Below are 1542 nucleotides of genomic sequence, written 5' to 3'. Positions count from 1 at the left end.
TAGCCACGGAATTCGTAGCCCACGTACTCAAGCTCTTGCGTCTTACAGACGCTGCTCTTGACGTGGTTGACTTGCAGTTTCAACGTCAGTGTCAGAAATCGCTCGACGCTCGCGTACACTCGGTGCACAGCCGCATCCGACTTTACGAAGATCACAAAGTCATCCGCATACCGCACGAAAGACAATCCGCGTCGCTCCAGTTCCTGGTCCAGATCATCCTAATAGATGTTGGAAAGGAGTGGTGATAGCGGACCGCCCTGCATCGTTCCTTCGACGCTTGGTTGACATAAACCATCGATCATCACTCCGAAAGCGCAAGTACCTTCCGATCAGTTTTAGCAGTCGCTTGTCGTGAACCTTGCGGCTCACGCGTGACATCAATACGTCATGCTGGACTCGATCAAAGAACTTTGACAGATCGACTGTTGACGTTCGGTTCTTCCCGTCGCCATTGGAGTTGGCGGATCGGTAGTACAACTTCTGCTGCATTCTCCAGGCACGTCATGCGTTACCGCATTCCGCCCCGCCTTTCGGGCAAGCCCTACTCACGGGTACGCCTGGAGTTCTCCCCAGATAAGGGTTATCGTGATCTGTCCCCGCCCAAGCTCCCGATCTACCGACGCTAGCTCTTCCGGTCTGGTTTCGCAGTCAGCAGCCTGCTCACCTATAGACGTCGGCCTCGTATCGGATTTCTGTACGTAACAAACGCGGGTCTGCCGCGTGAATGTGTCTGGCGACGGTTTTAGCTTTGAAGCTCGTCCGGTTCGGTTGTTGCCCAATCCGAACTGTTCTCGGCGGCTAGCCAGATTTACGGTCACATTCGCAGGCTTCCTTCCCACGGATCGTCACCTCCGGCGCAGTTGCCGGGTATTCTAAGGAAAGGGGCCTCGTACTGTTCTTTCGTTAGAATTTCATTTGGTATACTGACTCCATGAAAGAAACCGGAACTAAGTACAGGGGACTTGCACCCCACAAGATCACGCCCATGCTGGGCGTACTGCACGGGAGCGGCGGATCGTGCGTGTCCTGACTTCAGCATCTCTGGCCGCCGCCCAGTGATGCCAAACGTTCGCCGACTGACGATAATTCATCCTCTCTGACATTTAGGAGCTGCATTGCAAACCGCGACATGCCCTGCTTGCCAAGCCGAATTTCCCGCGTCAGGCATGAAGTGCGTATGCGACGCATGCGGCTGCGTATTCCTACACGACCACAACTACCCCGATTCGCAAGCTGTAGCCGTAAACTACGGCAAGGTTGCACCCGAATTTGAAGATCTGCCTGAACCCGACAAGACCAAAGCACACGAATGGCTTGCCGCCGTGGCTCGACGTCCAAACTACATCTCTAATTACCTCTTTATCGAAACGGGTAATCTTGCATCGCTCACGTTTTTGACTCATCACAAATGGATCACGGGCAAGATCAAGTACGCTAACGACACTTATCGCTTGACTGACGCCGGCGCGGATGCGCTAATCGCACTTAATTCCGAGCGTGGTGACCCAGCACTGAAACGTCGGGTAGACGATTAGAGCGGGG

Annotated in this window: 1 protein-coding gene and 1 pseudogene; one reads left to right on the top strand and one right to left on the bottom strand. The window is 54.2% G+C overall.

From position 1 onward, the window contains the following. Positions 1–155, bottom strand: a pseudogene (locus tag RMSM_RS43890) (group II intron reverse transcriptase/maturase); the annotation flags it as partial. A gap of 960 nt (positions 156–1115) precedes the next feature. On the opposite strand from RMSM_RS43890, the gene RMSM_RS27980 reads away from it, so the two are divergent. Further along, a complete protein-coding gene (locus RMSM_RS27980) occupies positions 1116–1535 on the top strand; it encodes a hypothetical protein (RefSeq protein WP_144058023.1) in 420 nt (139 codons plus the stop codon). The last annotated feature ends 7 nt before the right edge of the window (positions 1536–1542 follow it).

It is taken from the genome of Rhodopirellula maiorica SM1 (genome assembly GCF_000346295.1).
Taxonomy (GTDB): Bacteria; Planctomycetota; Planctomycetia; order Pirellulales; family Pirellulaceae; genus Novipirellula; species Novipirellula maiorica.
Note: the sequence above shows the minus strand (reverse complement) of the source record. Positions and strands in the feature narration are given on the sequence as shown.